Raw genomic sequence first — 21,776 nt, 5'->3', positions numbered from 1 at the left:
ACATGTGGAGCTTACATAGTAAGCAGGAAATAAAAGTTCTAAATATTTCCCCAAATAAGTGCATCAACTGTCGACTAAAAAGGTTTCTGCCTTGGATTCCCCGCTAAACTTGATGGAGGACGCACGGAAAAGTGTGAAGAAATAAATCGTATGAAAGCATCTCCCCCGACGCATGGCGTATTATCCCGTGCGTCGGGGCTTTTGCTTTTTAAAGCATGAATAATATTTACCAATTTTTATATAGAAAAATATTTAACAAATTTATCTACTGATAATTATATATAATAACATCTCAATTCTTATTGATTTGTTATATAATTTATTTATTATTATATTAGAAACTTTTCTAAATCAAAAAGGTGTGATTAGTCCAATGGAATTATATATAGAACACAAGGACAATCTACCAATCATTTTGAATAAAATAGAATAAAAATAAAAAAGTTTATTAGCTTATTTATAATTTTGGCATTAGCTATAACTACATATGGATCTACATTTTCATATGCGATCAAAAAAATATAATTACACAAGCGAGTGATGTTTCAATAGGCGCTACGGGGACTGCTTTGACACATTATTATGAGGGACCGTATCCCATGCGTACGACCGGCGATTCACTCGCCTTCTAACTTCCATTAAAAAAGGGGGATATCCTGGATATGACTCTTAGACGGCTTATTCTGTTAATCTTTGGCGCTATCCTTATCCTTACGCCGGCGCAGCTTCAACAAAATATCCCCATCCCTTTGGCGGTCCTTTGTGTGTGCATCGGCTGCTTAATAGGGGCTTATCCGGACCTTGTTGCATGTATACGGGCATGGAAAAAAGGGAGCCTAAACCTAAAAAAGAACCGCGCCATAATCGAAGCCATCATTTATGAAGCAATATGGACAACGATTATCCTTTGCGATTTTGTTTTTGATTGGTTCGGAAGAGAAAAGATTTTGATTCCAATCCTTTTCGCTTTCCTCCTTGCTATATATTTGGCTTACACGCGTCCTCTCTCCGCAGAGGATATGGCGGGTAGGAATCCTTTTGTGTTCGTCCGTATTCTAAACCATGAGAAGATACCCGACGTAACAAAACTTCCCCTCTCTTCTAAGGATTCCACCCAAAAGGCAACCTGTATTTTTACTCAGGCATCATCGGAACTGCAAGACATCACCCAATTTCTAAACCAATATCCTGTAAACCGCAGGAGCCAATTTGGTATTGGCTTCTATACGAATCCTGTGGAAGATTCCTGCCGGGACAATGAGGGTATCCTTTTAGAAATGTATTTCCACTATAAGGCCCCGAATGGGTCATTAACTGTAATAACCTATCGTATCAATTCCCAAGGCGAAGTATATGTTGACAATTCCCCCTGTGGAATTGGGCGGTTTGGGCAACGAAACCAGGCGTTTTATGAAGCGCTATTGCGTCTGTTTGCTGAGAAAAGCCGCTCACCCCTTTGGGAAGTTTCCTAACAGTCTTCTACCGGTACCCGTGGTGTATCCTGCAGGTAATTGGCCCCATCTGCTGTGAGAAATCCACGGCAGAGGAAAATCAGATGGAGCACGTACGGAACAGCACGATCAAATAATTCCTTCTAAAAATTGCAATCCCGGAACAGGACGCTATTATGTGCCTGTTCCGGGATTTTTATTTTGCAGATAAAACTACAGTTAAAACTTTATCAGCAGAAACACTTCTGTCAAATCCTCTAACATTTGCACTTATTTTTCTACGCAATATGCATGTGCTTAATATTGATAATACTATATTAATATAGTATTATTGTATATAAGAACTTTATTTTAGGTTTTTGAAAGGTGTGATTCGTCTAATGCACCGAATTAAAACTATTAGGAAACAAGTTTCCATTTTTTCCAGCGACGATCAAAAGTTATTATTTGAAGCGAAAAACTTGCTAGAGAACAACCATATTCCTTTTCGTGTGAAGTATTTAAATCTCGCTCGAGGGGTTTACGGCGTGCGTACACCAGCTTTATCTCATCCGCTCCGCGGAGACTTTGTCGAACTATTGGTAAATAGAGAAGATGTTCCCAAGGCACAACTGGTTTTGAGAAAAATGCGTTAAATGTACACAAATCCGTCACAGGATATGGATACTATCCTGTGACGGAAGTCTATTTTTGATAGAAATCTTATATTTCTAACAAGAAAATGTACATTCAACAAATTTGCAGAGTGTCCGTGAATTTATTCGACGTTTTATTGACAAATTTCATATAATCCTTATTATTTTAATTATAGAGTAATTTTGGACTGAGCTGAGTAGTTCATATATTTTCAATTTAGAACTACGATTATAACAAGTTTATTGTCGTAAATAAAAATATACTTAAGCTTTATAATAAGCAGAGAACAAGAATAAAAAAGTTTATTTCTTAAATATTTTTTTGACGATGTCTTGTGATGTCATTTTTATTTGCGTTTTGACTGTTCGCATAAAAGTTCCCTTGATGAGTCGCGGCAGTCATCCCATTGCCACAGAAAACACAAAAACATGGTTTGAGGACGTTTCAGAAAACTTTTTGATCCATGTCCCTTATGCGCAGAGAAACAATTTCAGGCTAGGATAAGTGCAACATGAATGACTGTAATTGGTCTTTTTATTCCTCATCCTGCGATTCAGCCTGTTTGTACCGGTGGAGCTGTTGTCCGTTCCTATATAGAAGATGACCTAAGCTCCGTACATATTTATGATGTAACCATTCAAAAGCGATGCCGGGAAATTGAAGTTGGTAGCGAATTTTCCCACTATAAAACAATGGTGATAACTACCATCTACAGCGATACCGGAAGAATTGCTATTTAACAAGTGATACACAAGTCTTTGAGGGTCAAATGATGATGAGAACAAATGAAAAAACGAATAAGATTGGTAATTTCCTAAAATACTTCGCGTTTATTCTCATATTGGTATGCGCTTGTTCAAACTTTTCCCGTACGGTTCGCTTTGTCCTTGGGTTTATTGCAACAGCAATTGTATGTATGGTCTGGATCTACCAGTATACCATATTATGGCGAAACGATCGAACGACCATAAACAAATGGAAACTCTTATTATTTACGGGATTTTCTGTGATCTGTCTCTGTTTGCTAATCGGTTCCTATTTTTGGTTAACTTAGCTGCACCTTTAATTTGTATATAAAGTTTCCTTTTGTAAGCGAAAAAATGAACGGAAAGACTCATACTAAGTGAAACATCTTGTTCGCAAAAGATTTCTTTCACATTTCTTCCCAAATCGTTTTAAGCAAAACTGTAAAAGACAACTCTCTGATAATCTCCCGGCTTAGGGTATAACAAAAATCTCAATTCGGAAATTTATTGCATATTTTTATTTTGAAAATTAAAAAGAAAAAGAGCCATTCATAAATGAATGACTTAAAAGACGTCCTTCCCTAGAAATACCGCCGCTTATGATATGTATAGATAGCTCATGTGAAAAGGCCCGCTAAAACGTCTGCGGCGTATTACTTTGGGAAAACATCCAGCCAAAATGAGGGGATACCATGCATTGTATAAAAGGACGAGCTTTCTATAAGCGAACCAACGCGTATATTTTCGGGTTGATTCTGATACTTTTTATTTTCCTAAAATCCTGGTTGGTCGAATGGCTTGACAAACAACGTGCCCTTACCTACGAACCCCAATGGTTCGTCATAAAATGGGTGTTTGTATTTGTCACAGAAATCGCCTTTGATTTTATCCTGTGCCTCTCGGTGGTTCCCCGCGAGGGACGCTTGCACCGGTTTTCCTTCGGTTTTCTCTTATTGTTTGTCTGTCTGGTTGGACTTACCTCGGCTTTTTATTGGGGAATGTTCTATCCAGTATTGGCTCCCGAAAGCGGGACTATCACATTGCTAGATGTCCTGTCTGGTGTAGTCCTTTTCAAAGCATTTTTCAGGAAACGGGGGATTCCTCTTGAGGATGGGCCCAGCTCAAAAGCGTGAAAATCTCCATCATTCCTGACGGCCGGATATTTCCACTTCCCTATTGCTGTTGATCCTGATCGCTTTGAAGATCAAGCCATATATCTTTGCAATCATTTCTTCGATCTTGGATATAGAGTTCCTTAACTCCTTTTTCGGTCGCTGGTGAACTGTATGCATGATAAATGCAATATTTATGCGCAAACAAATTCCCCGTAGAAAAGCGGCAGTTGAGCTGCATCGCTTTGATTCATGTGGCCCATTCAACGGGTTTCCGTTTACCTCCTACGCCATACTGGAAAGGTAGGGAACTTTCTTGAAGCTTACAGAATCGCAAAATTCCAAATGTAAAAAGGTCTTGCTCGTTTCCCTTCTCTGTTTCCTCTTGGCCGCCTATTTTTTCTACACGCGCCCCTTCGCCGTGGACGATCTAGCCGGGGGAAATCCCCTTATATCCGCAAGTATTCTGAAATACGAAGTTTCGTTTCAGCCGGAGGACGTGCCCCCAAAAACTACTACAACCAGTGTCTTTACCAAATCCCCCTCTGAGTTGGAGGATCTCGCATCGTTTTTGGACGGGTACCCGGTCAACCGGAAGGTGAACTGGAAAAGCTGGATTGGCATCACCGACAATGGCAATCTGGTTGAAAATGACGGAATCGTTTTTCTGGACATCTATCTCAGTTACGAGAAACCGGACGGCACCCTGGATGCCGTGTTCTACAGCGTCAATTCCCAAGGGAAAATGAATCTGGAAGGTTCGCCCTGTGGAATTGGGCGGTTTGGGCAACGAAACCAGGCGTTTTATGAAGTGCTATTGCGTCTGTTTGCCGAGAAATCCCATTCGCCTCTTTGGGCACTCTCCTAGCAATCTCCCGGCATCTGTGACGTATCTTGTAGTCAGTTTGATCCCATCCAGCTGTTAGAGTTTCACAGTAGGTAAAAATTGTTTATGATAAAATTAGTGAAAGATTGTTACAATTAACACATCCCTTAACAGAACATAAATTTTATTCTGTTAAGGGATAATTTTTTGATTTGAAATAGTGAATATTTTTGTTTTTATTTAGAAACAATATTCAATTTTCTTTATAAATAATTGTTTATAATTTAATATAAAAATACGTCAGAATATATTGACATATTGTCACAATAGATATATTATTATTCTGTAATATATATCCAAAAGGTGTGATTAGTCCAATGTGCCTGATAAAAATAAAATGTATAAAAACAATTTGATAATTAAGGAAAATAGCTATAAAACTCTTTTCTATTTGCCTACTAATTGTATTCTGTCTATCATTTTATGTTCCAAGTATGGCTGTAACAAACGATGCATCGGATATTTCTTTTGAAAAAATTTCTGTTCCTCAATCTTTATCGGAAAAGGCTTCTATGACAGTTACCCACGAAAATGGGTCCACAGAAAAAATACCTCTTGAATCCATTACACTAGAAAAGTGCTCTTCTAGTACTCGTGCTTCAAATGATCATGATCTCTATCGGCTGACTGTTAGAGGAAAACACACGGACACCAATACGGAAGACGCTAGCGGAATGGACGCTTCTGTAACCGCCACCATCACCTACTATGACAGGGGAGTCCAATATCAACTCACAAACGTAAGTGTCAAATACTCGTATGGCTCTAGTGTATATTTATCTAACCGAGAAGTAAAATACGGTGAACAAGATAACGAAAAAACAACTTCAATTAGCGGCAATTCCTTCAGCAAGTCTGTGAATATAACAGCCGACAGTGTTGGATGCAGCGCTAGCGCCATAGCTAAATATGGTCCAAGCGGCGCAAGCGACTACATGACCGTATCCATCTGGACCTAATGGAGTGGATCGTATGAAAACGATCTCCTCCCGAAAGGAGGAAAAGCTTTGAACCGTACAAGGAAGATTGGCATCATTGTCACTCTTGTTCTCGCCTGTCTCGCTGGTGTATTGATACAGTTCCTTGACACCTTGCTTCCGGAGAGCAGCGATTGGTCAATCCTCGTCCAAAGGATATTAATCGAACATTCCATCTTATTGGTTCTCGCTGTTTTTGCAGGATATTGCCTGTTTACTGTAGGAAAAGGTTCCTTGCGCGTGTCGTGGAAGAGCAGGAAGGAATTGGAAAACAGCGCACAAAGCGGGACTTTTCAATGGGAGGACTGTATTTTTACAGGAAATCCGCAGGCCATTAAAAAGATAAAGCATATCTGTAATACCAAGAGAATCATGAGTACGGTTCTCCTTGTTTTTGCCTTTTTACTTTTACTATTTCATGATTCCTTCTTTTGGATTTTTCGATCTCCGCTTAACATCCTTATAGATGCAAGTGAGTATCTTTCAGAGTGTCTTTTTCAGCTGTTTCCCATGATGAAGCCCAGATACATAGCCCATGGTCCTGTATACTGGTTCCTTAGTCCTGTGATGATTCAATATTTCTTCATGGTCTTCTCTATATGGTGGTTTATGAAGTGGCATTTTCGGATAAAGAATCCGAAAAAAACTTCTACGGCGGAGACTCCTATCGCAAAAATGGACAGGCCTTTATTGAACCAGTAGGGAAATGAATCAGAAAATGTGTTTGACTCCGCTGCAATCGTTCACAAGTTGCAGCGGAGCTTTTTGCTATTTTTCTAGTAAAGCATCGTTTTGTGCTGCCAATGTTTTCTCTATTTCGTCTTTTATTAAGCAAATACAGAAAGATACAAAAAGCTCTCATAGATGCAGAAGTAGAAAAAGGCTGTTGCAGAATCCTCTGCAACAGCCCCTTCATATTGGTTCCTGTTCGAATTTAGCCTGCAATCTCCGCAAGATCGTTGACCGCCGCCTGCCAAAGCTCCAGGAACTCCTCATACTTCGTCTGGCCTTCTGAAAGTTTATCGCTTACAACGGCCAAATCGCCTCCATCGCCCAGGTTATTTGCCATCTCGCGGAACGCCGCCGTACCTTCCAGCGCTTTGTCAACAGCCGCGTTGAACTCTTCCTGCACAGATTGATACTTCTCCGGGGCTTCTACCGCCTTTAATGCATTGAAGTCCTCTTCCAGCGCATCGATTGCATTGAGCATGGCTGTCTGGGACTCCGCCTCGCCCGGCTGGATTCCCGCCAACGCCGTATTGAAGTCGGTCTGGGAGGTTGTGATGTCGTTCATAATTGCTGTGACATCCTCTTCCCATTTTTTCTCTTCCTGATTTCCGCCGCAGCCAACCATTGCAAATACCATGAGAAATGTAAGCATCAGAATACCAATATTCTGAAACGTCTTTGTCCTGTTCATAAGATCCTTTCCTCCATTAGAATTAAATTCATAGAATGTTTTATTATTTTATCATCTTTTTCGTTCAAAGTCTACCCTTTTTGTGCGAATAGTCAGAAAAAGGAAGACCCCCTCCCAGTAAACGAACACTTCTTTCTGTGAGGGGATCTTCCCGTTCTGCATTAAGCAATGCGTGTTTTTTGTCCTTCGTAGCGGTCAATGACAGCCATCAGAACAACTGCCAAAATTGCGGTCAACACCATCTGCGGAATCATATAGGCCGCATTGTAAACCAAGGAATACTGCCAAACTGCCCAACCCTCCGGTGTATATTCCTGCCATACGGTAACACCGGAAATAAAGCTGCACAACAGACGGATTAAGCACACCGCACAACTTCCAACCGCAATCCCTACACTCCGATTTTTAAATGGCTTGCCAAAAATGGAAGCTGCACCGACCACCGTAAAGGCGATGACATAATCCATTAAAATCACCACTGCAAATGCACCGAATGTTTTGGCAGGCGGTGCATCAAACCGCATGAGCATTTGCATCAAGCTATGGGTAAATGCGGCGCCAACACCCCATTTGGGACCTCGATGAAACGAGAGCAACACCAGCGGGACCATTCCACAGGTGACCGAACCGCCAAATGGCATCTGCCACAGCTTAAAGAAATCGAGCACGACAGAAAGCGCGATCATCAGCGCACTTTCCACCAGAATAACGGTTGTACTGTTCTTTTTCATGAACTTCCTCCTTTGCACACGGACTCTCCGCATGTCCACCTATTACGGCCGGTGGATGCCGGTTTGATTGAATCCGGGTGCATAAAACAAACGCCCCGCGGATACCGCGAGGCGTAAATTGCATTCTGTTCCTACGCTGGCATTATCCAGATCAGGTAAGGTTGAAAAACGTCTATTCGTTTTCTCTCAGCCGGGAATACCCAGCACCCCTATTCAATTTATTTTTATCATACTGTCTTTTATCCGATCTGTCAATAGGAACCGCTCCTGAAAACAAATCACTATATTCCGTCCCAACTGAAAATGCAGAGACAAATCCGTTTGGACAGCCTCTGAGATGTCTGAACTCCGCATTCTGGTTTCCTCTAAGCATCCATCCTATAAGTGATCGCCCCCCTATCTCCTACATGGAGGGCATATCCGCCTGTTGGCAACGTCAGCTTCCTGCCGGATTTCACGGATAACGCTCCTTTTTGAAAAGCCGGCACATCTTATTTTCCTGCATTTGATGACCGTTCTTTCTAAACAGGGTCCCACTGTAATGACATTCTGCGGCGTCTGCCTTATTTTCGCAGCCCCTATTACAAATTAATCCGCAATATTCACGATAGGGACTACCCGCCATTTTGCGGTTGTCGTTGTATTACGGTTATTCCATTTTTTAATAACCGTTTGGTAAACGATCCTTTTTATCGACCAATCAGCGAATCATCCCATCAGGAAACCGCTTTTCTCATTCCCCCTGAATGACGCTTTCCATGTCCGATCGAAAAGGCCATCTGGCTTTTTCTGTTTTATTCTACTAGTGGGTATGCTATAATACAGAAAAGACTTTGCGAAGCTTTCCACACAATGGGAAATGGTATGGAATGTCAAAAAAGGCTACAGGGGGTGTGACAATGAAGGTCGTGGACCTGCGCAACATCTTTGCCAATTGCAACGATCAACTGATCGAGATCAGCGACAACCGTATCTATTATGCAGAGGAAAAAAACGAAGAAGGACACAACAGTCTCTTCCTTTTGGAATATAACCGCATCACCAAGCGGGAACGCATCTTAGCCAATTATATTTTGGACAGGCCCGCTTTCGTGCCCCATTTTTTTAGTTTTCCGGACATTATCTTTATGGTGTTGGAAGATGGCAGCAGCCATATTGAGCTGCTTTCAATCGACAAGATTACCGGGGAAGAGCGCAGTGCCGTTATGTTGAACCTCGTTGGGAACTTTTCCGAGTGTGCCGCCTTGGATGAAAACCATGTGATTCTTTTTACAGAGGAAGATGAAACCCACGCAGAGCTCTTCTCAGAATATCGCCGTCTTACAGGCTTTGCGCGTGTGGCGCTTCTGTTTGATTTGGAAGAGGAACGCTATTATTATCTGCGCGACCCCCGGATCTGTAACGCCTCGGCAAACGATCTTGTTACATACAGTCTTGAGGACGACCGGCAGTTGTTGGTGCTGCAACCTCACGGCGATGAGAAGGAGAAATGGAACTGTTACCGCAACCGGCGGTGGCTCGGCGATCATGTGAACGACCACGTATGGCTGTGCCCTCTGTTTGATTTCATCGTTTCTGCCAAGTCCGGAGAAAAACGTGTCCCACTCGAATTGATTCTGAGTGCAGGCACAGACGGCCTTGTACGATACGCCGGCATGAACGAAGAGGAAATCTATTTCCGGGTAAAGCATTTTCCATCCAATGACCAGCGCCTTTGCGCCGTCAATAAGCGCACGGGCAAGCGGCAAATTGTCGCACAACTCAATTTGCGGTCCAATGAACTGGACGGTTATTTTTCTATCGATACCGAGGATGGCCGGGCATATAAAATCGTGGATCAAGGCGATTGCTTTGTCGCTACAGGCGTACTTCATTCCGATCTTCATGCGCCGTACAGTAAGGAATTGGGGGATTTTATTACCTGCGTAGAGGACCGCTTCATCATAGCCAAATACGTTTTGGCGGATGAAACCGATTCTTTTGAATTCCATTCGATTTACGACTGCCTTACCGGAGAACAGCAAAGCTACGAGTGCTCCTGTGCGGTGCGGGGCGGTACGGTCGTTTTGTATTAAAACGAAGTCTGTTTCAAAAACAAAGTGTATTTTCAAAACGATCGATCATCATAAAAAAGAAGCATTCCAGGCTCATTTCATGAACGCACACGCATGAGAATTAGTAAAGCTATGTATGTTCTTGTGTGGTGTAAGACGAAATGGTAGTCGCGTACTGGAAATACAGGTTGTTCCTGAAGCAAGCTGTAGCTCTCGGGAGGAGCCACCATCATCCAATGTGGGTTTTATCCGTTTATCCCATGGGGGCACACACATTAGAAGACAACATAGCGATGAATGCCCCTGCCCGGTGCAAGGCAATCATCGTTTTGTCCCCGTGCAACAATCCTTTGGGGGAACGAACTGTATTGTTTGGAGCACTAGCCAAAAGGCAAAGGCAATGATCCATCCAATAAAAAGCCTATTGAATAAATTTTAAAAGACCGCGCTGGTACAATCGTTTCCAGCGCGGTCTTTTTACTGTTTTACCCCGTTGGGGTCACTGAAATAAATATCATACCAAATCAGGAACACATAAATGGTCCATATCTTGCGGTTGTTGTCACACTTCCCCTGGAAATGCTCGTCCAAAAGTTTAACCAGCGCATCCGTGTGGAAAAACTGTTTTGCCGTTTCTCCGGTGAATGCGGCCTTTACAATCTCATAGTACTTCTCTTCCCGCAACCATACACGGGTAGGCACCGGGAAGCCCAACTTTTTCTTCTTTGCCGTAGCGGGCGGCAGATGGCGCATCGCCGCCTTACGCATCGCATATTTGGTATTTTCCGGATTAACGCGCAGGCGGCGCGGCAAACGGGACGCTACGCGGAACACCTCTTTATCCAGGAAGGGAACGCGCAGTTCCAACGAATTGGCCATACTCATACGGTCCGCCTTGAGTAAAATATCTCCGGCCAACCAAACGTTGATGTCCAAATACTGCATCTTGGTCACATCGTCCTTGCCCTGTACACGGTCATAAAACGGGCGGGTCAACTCTTGCGGGCGGGTACACGGCATGCCGTCTTGCAATAACCGGCGTTTTTCTTCCATGGTAAACATGCTGCAATTTCCAATAAAGCTCTCCTCAATGGTCTGCGCGCCCCGAATTAAAAAGCTCTTTCCTCGGAACCGAAATGGAAGCGCCTTTGCAATCGCCGCAAAGGCCTTGCGCAGAAAGAGCGGCAGCCTCTTATACCCCGCAAGATCATCCGGCTCATGGTAGATATTATATCCGCCGAAAAGCTCGTCCGCTCCCTCTCCAGAAAGAACCACCTTGACATACTCGCTTGCCATCTTAGAAACAAAATACAGCGCAATGCAAGAGGCGTCGGCCAAGGGCTGGTCCATATGGTACTGAACCTTGCGGATACTGTCCCAATATTCCTCTGTGGAGATTACCTTATAATGGTGCTCCAGACCGACCTCTTTGCTCAATCCTTTCGCCCAGTCGATCTCGTTGTACTTCTCGCCATAGTCAAAACCGACCGTAAAGGTCTTTTGTCCTTTGAAATAGGTGGAGACGTAACTGGAATCTACCCCGCTGGACAGGAAGCAACCGACCTCCACGTCGCTAATCTTATGGGCCGCGACAGATTCCTCAAATACCTTCTCAATTTCGTCTACCGCCTGTTCCTCCGTCATGTTTTCATCCGCATCAAATTTTGGCTCCCAATAGCGCGTGGTTGTCACCTTTCCATCCTTATACCAAAGATAATGGGCAGGCATCAAACAGAAAACATTCTCAAAGAAGGTTTCCGGGGGCGGCGCATATTCAAAGGAAATATAATTGTCCAGTGCACGCCGGTTAAATTTCTTTTGGAAACCCGGGAACTCTAAAATGCTTTTGATTTCAGAGCCATAAACGAACGAATTTCCTACCTGTGTGTAATGGAGCGGCTTAATCCCAAAATAGTCGCGCGCCATAAAGAGGCTGTTGTCCACCGTATTCCATATGGCAAAGCCAAACATGCCGCGCAAACGGTTTAAGAGCCCTTCCTTCCATTCTTCAAAACCATGTACCAGCACCTCGGAATCCGTATTGGTATAAAACTTGTGGCCCTTATCCACCAACTCTTTTCGTAAATCCTGGTAGTTATAGATTTCTCCATTGAAGGTCAGCACAAGGGTACGGTCCTCATTATAGATGGGCTGGTCGCCCGTGTTTCCCACATCGATGATGGACAGGCGGCGGAACCCCATCGTCACGCCGTCCCCCGCAAATACGCCGGAGCTGTCCGGCCCGCGGTGGGTGATGACGTCCGTCATCCGCTTGATTACTTCGTCACGGTCGAGCACCTCGCCCGTAAAGCCACAGATTCCACACATGGTTGGCACCTCACTTATTCAAAAGCGCCGCACAGACGGCGCTGAAATTTTAATCCTCTTCTTTGTACGTGTCCAGAAGCTCCTGCGCCAGTTCCGGGTCCACTGCTGCAAACCCTTTCTGGTCCGGATGGAGTTCCTCCACAATTTCCTGGGATCGGCGATAAGCGTCCAGCCGGGTCGTTTTCAGAACAGCTTCCGGCTTTCCTGGGAAAAAGAATACAAACCCGATACGGTTCTTTTCCTCATCTGCAAAGGAAAAATACCCTTCCTGCGGCTTCTGGCCGTCCTTTTTCTCCACAACCGACGCAAGCGCCAACTTGACCAACTCGACCGCGCGGTCGTCCAAGCCAGCTTCAAAGACCAAAATCTTCTCCTTCAATGCCGCCAAAGAGGAAACCACTCGCTTCTGCACATAGCCGATCTGCGGGAACGCGTGATCCACGTCAACCGCATCCAGTTCCGTTTTTCCACCATTCGGAATCAGGTAGATCATGAATTTGCGCCCTTTATCGTGATATAGGCAGGGATACGCCATCTGTGCCACATAGCCACAGGCAGGACATGTCCAATTGAACAACGTCTCTTGAAGCACCTGTTCCCGCAGGTTGGGATTTACCTCGGCATTAACGCCCGGCCACATCCGCGTCTCGACCGCCTCTCCGCAGCGTGGGCAACTCACCGGCTTGCTGATCTCAGTAGACATGTATCGTTCACTTCCTAGTCTCTCAAATCATTCAGGGCTGTATCCAGCCTTTTCGAAAGAATGTCATTTAAAAAATAGTATAACACAATCCTTTGCAAGGTACAACGTTTCCCATGCGGGATGGAAAATTCCGTCGGAGAGATTATAAATTTTTTCCTGTTCATTTTGGTTGTTTTGCGGTATAATAAGGATGATGCATAAGGAGCGCTCAAAGCATATCTGAAAAGGCGCACCACGCCAAATATCGCCGCTGCGGCGGGACCGGAGGGAAAACTATGGGTATTTTCAGAGTAATCGGCAACGAAGTAACAAAAGCAGTCGACTATGTCGTCGATAAAAATCGCAAAGCTGCAATGATCAACAGGCTCCGGATTGTTATCAAGAACGAGCGGGAAAACACAGCGCGCGCCTATGTTGCGCTGGGAAAATACTATATGGAACATCTGCGCAACCCGGACGATACGCAGGCGGAGCACCTCTGCCAGGCGGTTGAAGAAAGCGAAGCGCGCATGAAGAAGGCATTCAATAAGCTGGATGAAATTACTTCTCCTGTGGAAGAAGAGGAACAGTGCGCAGGCTGTAACGACGACTGTGACGCATGCCCGTACTATGAAGAACTTGACCCGTTCCAGCGCCAAGAGTTGGCCCACAGTGCAGACCATGCGGACGGTGCGGACGACGATATTCCGGGCGCGCCCTTTGTCAATGAAGCACATGACGCAGCAGCTGCGGAGGAAGAACGCCAAGAGGCGGAAATACATGCAGACGCCGAAGCGGCTTCCCATATAAACCCGGAAGTGACCGCAGGTAAACCGGATATTTTCGGGGAAGCGGCAGAGGATGACGCGGAACAATGAGTAAGAAAGTTCTTTTGGGAATGAGCGGCGGCGTAGACAGTTCGGTCGCCGCTCTTTTACTGTTAAAAGCTGGATACGATGTGACGGGCATGACCATGCGCCTTCGGCCGGAAGCATATATGCAGCAGAGCGCCTCAGGCGGATGTTGTTCTTTGGATGACATCGACGATGCCCGCCGGGTTTGTTACCAGTTGGGAATCGATCATCTGGTCTTAAACTTCACCGAGCAGTTTGAACGCGATGTCATTCAATACTTTGCCGAGCAGTATGCCGCAGGGCGCACGCCAAATCCCTGCATCGCCTGCAACCGGCATCTAAAATTCGACGCCATGCTTCAGAAGGCGCGCCTTTTGGGGTTTGATTTCATTGCAACTGGCCACTATGCTGTAATTACACAAAATGATTCCGGCCGCTGGCTTTTGAAACGGGCCCCTGCGAGCAAAGACCAGAGCTACGTTCTTTATTCTTTGACACAAGACCAGCTTGCGCACACATTGATGCCTCTGGGTACATATACCAAACCGGAGGCCCGGCAGCTGGCAGAGGAGGCTGGTCTTCGCGTGGCGCATAAGCCCGACAGCCAAGAGATCTGTTTTGTGGAGGACAATGACTACGCATCTTTTTTAGAACGTTACACAGGTACAAAGGCCCCCCAAGGTGATTTTGTCGATGCACAAGGCCGTATCTTAGGCAGGCATCGCGGCATTACACATTATACCATCGGACAGCGCAAGGGGTTGGGTATTTCCTTTGGGAAGCCCATGTATGTGACAAAAATCGACGCTGTACGAAACCGCATCACCCTCGGTGAAGAGGGAAGTCAGTATGCCGCATCCTTGCTGGCGGACGACCTGAACTTTATCCCATTCGATACATTGGACAAGCCTCTGCAGGTACAGGCGAAGGTCCGCTATCAGGCGCGGCCCGCTGATGCAGTTCTAACGCCGGTGGATGGTGGCCGTGTACGTGTAGATTTTGCCGAACCTCAGCGCTCTGTCACGCCCGGGCAGGCCGTCGTTTTTTATGACGGGGATCTGGTCGTCGGCGGCGGTGTGATTCTTTAAGCATAATAAAGCAAAAAGTAGTAAGGCCCAAGCCACTCCAAGGAAGAATTTCTTATGGATGAGCTTGGGCTGGTTTTATGTGGTTTTTGTTTTGTACAAACGGTCATTCTAAAAAATTTGTCTCGATTCTCTACGAATTCCATTTCAGGGTTCCGATTCTCAGTTGCCTCGAAATGGATCTGCTATTTCTACCAATGTACTATTTTCTGTACGGTTCCATCCTTTTCAAAATAACGGATATGCCACTTGAGCCTCCAAAATACTCTTTCTCCACTCTTGATAGGCATGTCCATTCCGCCATACAATTATAGGATGGCAAAGATAGCAGCGTAGAAAGTTTGCCATTAACACAGTAACGATAGAATCACCCTACGATTTTATGACAACCATCTTGCCGTTTTAATTTCCATTATAACGGTTCATTTTCCGGTTCTTTTCCCATGCATTTGCACGACTTTATGTAAATATCCTATGATTTTCGAGTTTGCCTTGTATGTGTTTCTTTTGTTTATAGGCGGCTCTTTTATTTTATTCCTCTATTGAACATATGCTCTCCTCCACACCATGCGAGGTTTTTACAAAAAGAGCGTACATGCTAAAAACGATATATATGGATACCGATTTTTTTGTAAGATGGATCGAACAATCCCATCCGGAAGGGAAATTGGAAGAGGAAGCTCTTTGAAAGTAAACCTTGTGTTTATTCGGGCGTCACTGTTTATGTTCTCAATTGAAAGCCATCTACAGGGGAACCACATCATTGGCATTTTATGCCGTCTTCGCACAAATTACTGAAAGTGAACCAAAAGACCTTTGCGCTTTCGCATCGCTTGTATATTTTGTTTTAATCTACTCCGGGTCTTTTGTAGACATAAAAACCTCCCATTCGGGAGATCTCAACCTTCTTTTAGCCAATCCCTTTTCAAGTCAAACCAACTGTCTAAGCGGGACGCTCAAGAAGGACCTATTACGGACAAGCGGAAGGGCACACGAAATTTTATTTTGCTTGTATCACATGCCCACCGTCTGTAAACGGGCAATCCCCGTCCTAACGGCAGCCTTCCATCATGGAAAGGCTGTTGTCAGCATCTTATCTGTCTGATGCTTGAAGCAAAAATTTTAAGGGGCGCCTTCACCGGTTTTGCCGGGCCTTAACCAATGAGGCGCCGGGAACCTACGGTTCCCGGCGCCTTTATTAGGTATTTTCAATTTATGCCGCTTCCGAAGAGCTTGCCTCGTCGGCTTCGGAACTCGCCTCACTGGTACTATCTGTGCTTTCTTCCGAAGAAGCTGTTTCCGAGGACGCTGCGACAGAAGAGGTTTCCTCCACGAACATATCTGGCTGATAGGAATCGATCGCCTTTTGGTTGATCTCCGCCGAGTAACCATCTGCCGCCTCATCGATCATCTGTTTAAATTCTTCCTGCTTCATGTTCTGAAGAATCGCGGTACGGCTGGCCTCGTCGCTGATCTTATTCTCTGCCGTTGCAGTGACATCGTCTTTCACCAGCAGCACTTTATACAGGCCTTGCACCTCAACAATACGGCATTCACCGTCCTTCATAGATTTCAGGGACGTGCCGAATTCCTCTGGATAAGAGGATGTCTCCCCATTGAAGTTGGCCGCGTCGGTGTAGAGTTGGACGGTATCGTCTCCAGAGGAAGTCTTGTAAGCATCCGCCGCTTCCTGAGCGGTCATAGAACCATCGTTGATCTTTGCCGCATAATCCTTGAATTCAGTATCGAGCTGAGAAAGCTCGTCTTCGCTCAAATTCGTACCGGTCGTCATATCGATGATCGGGGCCAGTACATAGGAGAACGCCATATAGTTCGTCACATAATAGTCCTTTACATCTGCGTCAGAAACCTCCTGTGTACCGCCTTTGCCGTAAATGGCGTCAAACACTTTGGTGTATTTCGTGTAATAATCGGCATATGCGAGATTAAAGGAGGACTTCGCAACACCGTATTCTGTCATGGCTGTAGAAATGGAACCCCAATAGCTGTCTGTCTGATCGGAAACCTGTTGGAGCTCGTCCTCGGTCAAAGAGATATTCAGTTCCTTCATCTTATCATCGATCACCAGGATGGACTTGGTCTGGCGCAAGGCATTTTCCTTGATCCAAGTAGCTGCATCCTGATCCTCCACGGTCTGCTCCAAGATGGGCTTTGTGGAATCCTCCACTTGCACGCTAGCCTGCTGATATGCGCTGTACAGATTATAGATGTAAGCGCCAATCGGCACCGTAAGGTTGTCGTTCTTGACCGCCCAGCTCTTATCCGCCCCCGAACAGGCTGTGGCACTCGCCATAATTGCCAGCGACAGAACGGCCGCCAAGCATTTTTTCCATGTTTTCATTATTACACTCTCCTTAAATTGCCGGCACGCAAATGCATTTCGCGCAGTTCCGACGAATAATTTACGGCATTTTCAGCACATTAGACAATATTATACACCATATATTCCAATTTGTCCATCAAAAAATCGACTTTACAGAAACCAATGAACCCTTATACTCGATTTTTCATTCGAGTGCTTTCCGTCATGGATTCCGATGATCGGGCTTTTGGGATACTCCGATGCATTTGCGCAAATCACGAAAAAGGAAGATTATGCCTGGCTGCGGGCCTGGGCCTTTGAAAGAAAACGCTCTTTTTCCACACTGACACGCTCATGCGTGCCGCGTGCGATCACGCCCGCATTGTCCTTTGCTTCCAAAGTAAAGCGGTACATACGTCCGTCCACCTCGGTCAGGGTCGCTGTAGCGGTCACCTTGACTCCCGCCACTGTAGGGCACAGATGCTCAATCGAAATTTGGCTGCCTACGGTCGTCCAGCCATCCTGCAATTCTTTTTGCGCTAATTCTGCAGCTGCACCTTCCAACAGCGCAGCCACCATGGGCGTAGCAAAAACCTCCACACTGCCACTGCCAACCGCAGTCGCCAGCAACTCCGGTGTCACAACACATTCCTTTGTAAACGTCTTTTCCATTGTATTTGCCTCCTGTTCCTGGTATAATTCTGAATAGTTTGCCGTCTTATTATAGCAGACTTTCCCCCCAGAAGAAAGTTCTTCTGTTTTCCATTTTAAAAAGGAGCGAGCAAAATGGAACAAACACCCCTCGCAAAACAACGTATTCATTTGATGGACGAGCTGCGCGGCTTTGCCGTTTTCTGTATGGTTTTTTACCACGGGTTTTATACCCTTGCCTATCTGTACCATCTGGAGCTTGGCAAGATTCTGCTTTATTTCTTTATGCCCGCAGAACCCTGGTTCGCTGGTTTGTTCATTTTAATCGCCGGCATCTCCTCCAATCTCTCCCATTCCAATTTGGTTCGCGGCCTTAAGCTTGCGGGGGTTGCCTTGATGGTTACCCTTGCCACCTGGTTGGTGGTCCCTGAAGAGCGCATCCTGTTTGGAATTTTGCATTTTCTTTCCATATGTATGATTGCATTTGGGCTGATTCAGCCCCATCTTCGCCGGAAACAGCCCTTCACCTGGATTCCCACTGCCATCTGTGTCCTTCTTTATTTGTGTACAGCACAGATCGATCGGGGAATCCTTGGTATCGGCCCACTGAGCATCCCCCTTCCCGATCAATTGTATGCCACCGACTGGCTTGCACCTTTCGGTCTGCACAGTCCCAGCTTTTTTTCCTCGGACTATTTTCCCCTGCTTCCATGGATTTTCGTCTTTTTTGCCGGCACAAGTTTGGGGCGCCTAGCCGTGGAAGGGCGCTTTCCCGCCTTTGCTTACCGGTCCCGTGTGCCGTTTTTCTCCTGGCTTGGGCACCATGCACTGGTGATCTACGTAGTCCATCAACCGGTCATTTACGGCATTTCCTGGTTGGTCAGCGCAGTTGCTTCCAACTTTTGAAGACAACTTCTGGCCGTTCCATTCTGTGAATCTTTGGATTTGAGAGAGACTGCTCAATCGATGATTTGATTTTCCATCAGCAGGGACTTCTAGCTGCCCGATGCCTATTGGCTCGGGCAGCTATTTTTGTTCCGATTCTATGTCCTTCTTTCCTTTCGAAAACAGTTCCCGAATTCCCAGAACAAGCACAAAGGCCGCAAAACCTTTGCTCACCCACACTGGATGCAGAGTATTTGCCAACCATACACCTAAAAAAGCACCAGCTACTCCAAACGGCGCACACTTCAGAGCAAACTTATAGTCGATCAAATGGTGCTTTACATGGATAAAAATGGAGACAGCAGCAAGCGGCAGGAAAAAGATCAGGTTGATTCCACCCGCCTGCATCTGTTCCATGCCAAGGAACAGGGTCAGATAAAGCACAAGGATTCCTCCGCCACCCAAGCCGAGAGCGCTGACAAAACCGGCAATCAGGCTGGCAATCCCTGCGATTAACCACCCGCTCATCGCAGAAGCAGCCGCACGGCTGCATAAATCATGAAGGCGCCAAAGGCTTTACGCAGGAGTTTATCTGGGATCTTCTGCATCAATAGCGCCCCTAAAATCGCCCCCAGTAGTCCTCCCGGCAAATAAGGCCAAGCATCGGAAAACTGGATCGCTCCGTTGACCAAATATAAGATGGCACTGACGAGGGAGATCGGTAGGATGACCGCCAAAGAAGTAGCGTGTGCTTTCTTGAGTGGAATTCCCGATGCTTTTAGCAATGGTACAGCAGCAATACCTCCGCCCGCGCCAAATAGGCCGTTTAGCATTCCACAGAGCGTACCAATCAGCGCGGGGGTAAACTTTTTTAAACTGCTCAACTTTTCCATCTTCATGCCTTTGCTCCCTCTTTTGCAGTTCTCTCCGGTTATCTTTTGAAAAAAGTCTCGTTTTATTCCGATTTCATGTTACTACAATTTGTATTAATAATTATTATTTATACAAATAGATAAGACAATCTTGTTCCTCAGCAAAGGTTATGCTATGATAAAAAGAAAAAAGGGGGATGTGCATGTTTCAACAGGATTGGATTTTACGGCAAATTGAAATGATTGGTATTGTCTTGGCGCGTCTCCTATTTGGAAAAGATAAGCCGGATTATGAAATTGTCGAAAAGGAAAAGCTTTCGGATTCCGACCAACTCTACATTGAATTGATTCGCATGCTGGATGAGGGTAAGATCAATGAAGCTGAAAACCGCCTTTATGAGGAGCTGGACTCCTCGCGTCTGCACATGTTAGAGCTGGCTCTGGCCTTTTATTCCCGCTTAAATCAGTTTGACGACGCTTATCTCGAAGCGCACAACTACTCGCGTCAAGAGATTGAAGAGGGTTTGCAGTCTGTGACGAAATTCTTTGGTATACAGTTTACATGGTAGTTAGCCAGATTTACCTGTCAGGTAAACAAGGCAGATTGTCTTGACAATGGGTACAGGCCTTACCTACATTCTATAGGCAATGGAACGATCCATTATGAACAATTGCATGCGTATCTGTAAAAGAGGGCAAAGAAATTTCTGTAAGGGAATGCTAAAGGAAGTCATGTAAATGGTCCTTCGAACGCCCCCCTTTCCGGAAGAGTTATGGAGCGCGATCCTTTTATCAAGTATATTTCTGCCAAAAAGAACCTTTAGGGGGAGTTTTTATGCAGTATATTTCTTTAGCAGGGCGTGTCTGTTCCCTATTTGTACCAGATCGCAAAATTCCAGCGGGCGGATTCCCGCTGGTGCTTTCCAACGATGGCGACATGCCCGCCGCGAATTTTGACGCTCTGTTTTCCCGAAAAACACCAATCGGATTTGTCTTTTTGGCAGTGCCTCCGTTGGATCGAAACCGCGAGTATACCCCCTGGAAAGCGCCTGCTCTTTCCCAAAGAACTCCATGTTTTACGGGAGAAGGAGAGGAATACTTGCGTTTTTTGACCGAGAAACTTCTACCTGAGGCACGCCAGGCCTTGCCCATCACCCAAGAAGCGGCCCACACAACACTGATGGGATATTCGCTTGGTGGTCTCCATGCTTTGTGGAGCGGGACACAGTGTGGTGCATTTGGTCAGATTGGCTGTCTTTCCGGTTCCCTGTGGTACGATGGAACGGTTGATTTCTTTTTGCCAAATGCTTTGCAACCGGTGGTCCATCGCGTCTATCTATCCTTAGGCGTTGCAGAAGAAAAAGCTCGCAATCCACGTATGGCTCGCGTAGGAAACTGTACCCGCGAGATCTACCGCTTCCTGCAATCTCAAGTCCCCTGCACATTGGAATGGAATCCGGGCGGACATTTTTGTGACATCCCGGGGCGTTTTGAGAAGGCCTTGGACTGGCTCTGCCGGTGATGTGAAGTGGATACTGCCGGGAAAAGCGAGCAAGTGATGTCCTGTTCCCACTGCATTCGGAGATCAACGATTATGTCACTCTGCGAATATGGCGCTTTACCCTATTTCCCACGATCCCGTATATATCTGTTGAATCGGTTTCTATATGCAGAATGATGCCGATTGCCCTTACAGTCAAACTTCCTCTTTCTTTTCCATATTCAGAGCTCGGCGGTTAATTACTCTACGGATATGTCTGCTTCCCTTATTTTCCACAGTCCTGTACATATCTGTTGAATCGGTTTCTATATGCAGAATTATGTCGATTGCCTTCGCAGTCAGACTTCCTCTTTCTTTTCCATATTCAGAGCTCGGCGGTTAATTACTCTACCGATATGTCTGCTTCCCCTATTTTCCACAGTCCTGTACATATCTGTTGAATCGGTTTCTATATGCAGAATTATGTCGATTGCCCTCGCAGTCAGACGTTCGCTTTCTTTTCCATATTCAGAACTCGGCGGTTAGATTACTCTATTGATATGTCTGTTTCACCTATTTTCAACAGCTCTGTACATATCTGTT

General features: G+C 45.4%; 18 protein-coding genes. 10 read left to right on the top strand and 8 right to left on the bottom strand.

The genetic code is table 11. From position 1 onward, the window contains the following. The first annotated feature begins 1,040 nt into the window (after nt 1-1,040). The 4 genes from B9Y59_RS14975 (at nt 1,041) to B9Y59_RS14965 (ending at nt 5,790) form a co-directional block, all read left to right on the top strand. A complete protein-coding gene (locus B9Y59_RS14975; RefSeq protein WP_143255193.1) occupies nt 1,041-1,472 on the top strand; it encodes a hypothetical protein in 432 nt (143 codons plus the stop codon). A gap of 1,130 nt (nt 1,473-2,602) precedes the next feature. Beyond that, on the top strand, nt 2,603-2,827 hold the full coding sequence (locus tag B9Y59_RS01300; protein WP_085531324.1) for a hypothetical protein: 225 nt from the start codon (nt 2,603-2,605) through the stop codon (nt 2,825-2,827). A gap of 1,434 nt (nt 2,828-4,261) precedes the next feature. Next, entirely contained in the window at nt 4,262-4,813 is a 552-nt protein-coding gene (locus B9Y59_RS01285) for a hypothetical protein (protein ID WP_085531320.1), read from the top strand. Nucleotides 4,814-5,265: 452 nt separating this feature from the next. Continuing rightward, nucleotides 5,266-5,790 carry a hypothetical protein gene (locus tag B9Y59_RS14965; protein ID WP_143255191.1) on the top strand — a complete coding sequence of 175 codons (525 nt, stop codon included), beginning with the start codon at nt 5,266-5,268 and terminating at the stop codon, nt 5,788-5,790. 952 nt (nt 5,791-6,742) lie between these two features. On the opposite strand, the gene B9Y59_RS01275 is transcribed toward B9Y59_RS14965, so the two are convergent. Both B9Y59_RS01275 and thiT read right to left on the bottom strand, forming a co-directional pair. Continuing rightward, entirely contained in the window at nt 6,743-7,228 is a 486-nt protein-coding gene (locus B9Y59_RS01275) for a hypothetical protein (RefSeq protein WP_054323816.1), read from the bottom strand. A gap of 161 nt (nt 7,229-7,389) precedes the next feature. Next, on the bottom strand, nt 7,390-7,959 hold the full coding sequence (gene thiT / locus B9Y59_RS01270; protein ID WP_054323817.1) for an energy-coupled thiamine transporter ThiT: 570 nt from the start codon (nt 7,957-7,959) through the stop codon (nt 7,390-7,392). Nucleotides 7,960-8,858: 899 nt separating this feature from the next. Here thiT and B9Y59_RS01265 point away from each other — a divergent pair. Then, nucleotides 8,859-10,034, top strand: coding sequence for a hypothetical protein (locus tag B9Y59_RS01265; RefSeq protein ID WP_085531316.1), 1,176 nt, complete (start codon nt 8,859-8,861; stop codon nt 10,032-10,034). Nucleotides 10,035-10,490: 456 nt separating this feature from the next. Here the strand turns inward: B9Y59_RS01265 and asnB are convergent, their stop codons facing one another. Next, on the bottom strand, nt 10,491-12,341 hold the full coding sequence (gene asnB, locus B9Y59_RS01260) for an asparagine synthase (glutamine-hydrolyzing) (RefSeq protein ID WP_085531314.1): 1,851 nt from the start codon (nt 12,339-12,341) through the stop codon (nt 10,491-10,493). Nucleotides 12,342-12,390: 49 nt separating this feature from the next. Next, entirely contained in the window at nt 12,391-13,044 is a 654-nt protein-coding gene (locus B9Y59_RS01255; RefSeq protein WP_085531312.1) for a CpXC domain-containing protein, read from the bottom strand. 275 nt (nt 13,045-13,319) lie between these two features. Here B9Y59_RS01255 and B9Y59_RS01250 point away from each other — a divergent pair, with 275 nt between their 5' ends. Both B9Y59_RS01250 and mnmA read left to right on the top strand, forming a co-directional pair. Further along, nucleotides 13,320-13,901, top strand: a complete 582-nt coding sequence (locus B9Y59_RS01250; protein ID WP_054323819.1) for a hypothetical protein — start codon at nt 13,320-13,322, stop codon at nt 13,899-13,901. Further along, complete coding sequence (gene mnmA / locus B9Y59_RS01245) at nt 13,898-14,965, top strand: tRNA 2-thiouridine(34) synthase MnmA (protein WP_085531310.1); 1,068 nt, start codon at nt 13,898-13,900, stop codon at nt 14,963-14,965. Before B9Y59_RS01250 ends, mnmA begins: the two co-directional genes overlap by 4 nt. A gap of 1,210 nt (nt 14,966-16,175) precedes the next feature. On the opposite strand, the gene B9Y59_RS01240 is transcribed toward mnmA, so the two are convergent. Both B9Y59_RS01240 and B9Y59_RS01235 read right to left on the bottom strand, forming a co-directional pair. Beyond that, nucleotides 16,176-17,324: a hypothetical protein gene (locus B9Y59_RS01240; protein WP_054323821.1), complete on the bottom strand. Its 1,149-nt coding sequence runs from the start codon at nt 17,322-17,324 to the stop codon at nt 16,176-16,178. Between the two features lie 252 nt (nt 17,325-17,576). Then, nucleotides 17,577-17,957 (bottom strand): thioesterase family protein, encoded by a 381-nt coding sequence (locus tag B9Y59_RS01235; protein WP_054323822.1) that lies wholly within the window; start codon nt 17,955-17,957, stop codon nt 17,577-17,579. Between the two features lie 114 nt (nt 17,958-18,071). On the opposite strand from B9Y59_RS01235, the gene B9Y59_RS01230 reads away from it, so the two are divergent. Next, complete coding sequence (locus tag B9Y59_RS01230; RefSeq protein ID WP_085531308.1) at nt 18,072-18,842, top strand: heparan-alpha-glucosaminide N-acetyltransferase; 771 nt, start codon at nt 18,072-18,074, stop codon at nt 18,840-18,842. Nucleotides 18,843-18,962: 120 nt separating this feature from the next. On the opposite strand, the gene B9Y59_RS01225 is transcribed toward B9Y59_RS01230, so the two are convergent. Beyond that, complete coding sequence (locus B9Y59_RS01225; protein ID WP_054323824.1) at nt 18,963-19,349, bottom strand: sulfite exporter TauE/SafE family protein; 387 nt, start codon at nt 19,347-19,349, stop codon at nt 18,963-18,965. After that, nucleotides 19,346-19,720: a sulfite exporter TauE/SafE family protein gene (locus B9Y59_RS01220; protein WP_082402155.1), complete on the bottom strand. Its 375-nt coding sequence runs from the start codon at nt 19,718-19,720 to the stop codon at nt 19,346-19,348. Before B9Y59_RS01220 ends, B9Y59_RS01225 begins: the two co-directional genes overlap by 4 nt. A gap of 176 nt (nt 19,721-19,896) precedes the next feature. On the opposite strand from B9Y59_RS01220, the gene B9Y59_RS01215 reads away from it, so the two are divergent. Beyond that, nucleotides 19,897-20,262, top strand: coding sequence for a DUF6483 family protein (locus B9Y59_RS01215; protein WP_054323825.1), 366 nt, complete (start codon nt 19,897-19,899; stop codon nt 20,260-20,262). Between the two features lie 266 nt (nt 20,263-20,528). After that, nucleotides 20,529-21,215 carry an alpha/beta hydrolase gene (locus tag B9Y59_RS01210; RefSeq protein ID WP_085531306.1) on the top strand — a complete coding sequence of 229 codons (687 nt, stop codon included), beginning with the start codon at nt 20,529-20,531 and terminating at the stop codon, nt 21,213-21,215. Nucleotides 21,216-21,776 lie beyond the last annotated feature (561 nt).

Origin of the sequence: Anaeromassilibacillus sp. Marseille-P3371, assembly GCF_900169665.1 — a bacterium.
GTDB lineage: Bacteria > Bacillota > Clostridia > Oscillospirales > Acutalibacteraceae > Anaeromassilibacillus.
This window is presented reverse-complemented; position numbering and strand designations above follow the sequence as displayed.

Coding starts and splice junctions, on each gene's coding strand:
- B9Y59_RS01300 (WP_085531324.1), top strand. CDS start 2,603: ATGACTGTAATTGGTCTTTTTATTCCTCATCCTGCGATTCAGCCTGTT.
- B9Y59_RS14965 (WP_143255191.1), top strand. CDS start 5,266: ATGGCTGTAACAAACGATGCATCGGATATTTCTTTTGAAAAAATTTCT.
- B9Y59_RS01275 (WP_054323816.1), bottom strand. CDS start 7,228: ATGAACAGGACAAAGACGTTTCAGAATATTGGTATTCTGATGCTTACA.
- thiT (WP_054323817.1), bottom strand. CDS start 7,959: ATGAAAAAGAACAGTACAACCGTTATTCTGGTGGAAAGTGCGCTGATG.
- B9Y59_RS01265 (WP_085531316.1), top strand. CDS start 8,859: ATGAAGGTCGTGGACCTGCGCAACATCTTTGCCAATTGCAACGATCAA.
- asnB (WP_085531314.1), bottom strand. CDS start 12,341: ATGTGTGGAATCTGTGGCTTTACGGGCGAGGTGCTCGACCGTGACGAA.
- B9Y59_RS01255 (WP_085531312.1), bottom strand. CDS start 13,044: ATGTCTACTGAGATCAGCAAGCCGGTGAGTTGCCCACGCTGCGGAGAG.
- B9Y59_RS01250 (WP_054323819.1), top strand. CDS start 13,320: ATGGGTATTTTCAGAGTAATCGGCAACGAAGTAACAAAAGCAGTCGAC.
- mnmA (WP_085531310.1), top strand. CDS start 13,898: ATGAGTAAGAAAGTTCTTTTGGGAATGAGCGGCGGCGTAGACAGTTCG.
- B9Y59_RS01240 (WP_054323821.1), bottom strand. CDS start 17,324: ATGAAAACATGGAAAAAATGCTTGGCGGCCGTTCTGTCGCTGGCAATT.
- B9Y59_RS01235 (WP_054323822.1), bottom strand. CDS start 17,957: ATGGAAAAGACGTTTACAAAGGAATGTGTTGTGACACCGGAGTTGCTG.
- B9Y59_RS01230 (WP_085531308.1), top strand. CDS start 18,072: ATGGAACAAACACCCCTCGCAAAACAACGTATTCATTTGATGGACGAG.
- B9Y59_RS01225 (WP_054323824.1), bottom strand. CDS start 19,349: ATGAGCGGGTGGTTAATCGCAGGGATTGCCAGCCTGATTGCCGGTTTT.
- B9Y59_RS01220 (WP_082402155.1), bottom strand. CDS start 19,720: ATGAAGATGGAAAAGTTGAGCAGTTTAAAAAAGTTTACCCCCGCGCTG.
- B9Y59_RS01215 (WP_054323825.1), top strand. CDS start 19,897: ATGTTTCAACAGGATTGGATTTTACGGCAAATTGAAATGATTGGTATT.
- B9Y59_RS01210 (WP_085531306.1), top strand. CDS start 20,529: ATGCAGTATATTTCTTTAGCAGGGCGTGTCTGTTCCCTATTTGTACCA.